Source organism: Streptomyces tanashiensis, from assembly GCF_014648895.1.
In the GTDB taxonomy this organism is placed as follows: Bacteria; Actinomycetota; Actinomycetes; order Streptomycetales; family Streptomycetaceae; genus Streptomyces; species Streptomyces tanashiensis.
This window is the reverse complement of the sequence record NZ_BMRZ01000056.1, coordinates 1-616: the sequence shown is the minus strand read 5'-3', so window position 1 is coordinate 616 and position 616 is coordinate 1. Positions and strand designations below refer to the sequence as shown.

Sequence of the window (616 nt, the reverse complement as noted above, 5' to 3'; positions counted from 1 at the left end):
GGATCTGAGGCGTGGGGGCGGTGAGGTCGATGGGCGCGGCGCCTTCGGGCCGTACGAATCGGGAGAGCCGGAACTCCTCGACGGGGGTGTCGTAGATCTCCTCGCCCGATGCCAGGGGCCTGGGGCGTAGGACGGCCGGTTCGTTCGATGCGAAGCGCACGACGTTCAGCAGCTCCGGGACGTCGACGTGCTTGGGCGTGAGCCCGCAGCGGAGCACGTTGTCGGAGTTGGCCATGATCTCGACGCCGAGGCCGTCGAGGTAGGCGTGGGGGACGCCCGCGCCGAGGAAGAGTGCTTCTCCGGGCTGGAGTCGGACCTGGTTGAGCAGCATGGCGGCGATGACGCCGGGGTCGCTCGGGTAGTGGCGGGCGAGGGTGGCGTACGCGGCATGGGGTCCGCCGAGGCGGGCGGCGGCTGCCGCGGCCTCCGCGACCGTGTGCGCCATCTGTTCGCGATCGGCGGTGAGCAGGGTCGTCATGACCTCGCGTAGCGCCGCCTCCTCCGGGTGAGTGCGCAGCACGTCGACGTAGGGCTTGAGTGAGTCGACGCCGAGTGCGCCGATGATGTTCGCGGCCTCGGCGGTCGTACGGAAGCCACACAGACCGGTGAACGGAGT

1 protein-coding gene is annotated in these 616 nt (G+C 70.3%); it reads right to left on the bottom strand.

What is annotated here, in order from left to right; translation table 11 throughout:
• A partial coding sequence (locus IE237_RS40415; RefSeq protein ID WP_502267030.1) for a cupin domain-containing protein occupies window positions 1–616 on the bottom strand: 616 nt, incomplete at both ends.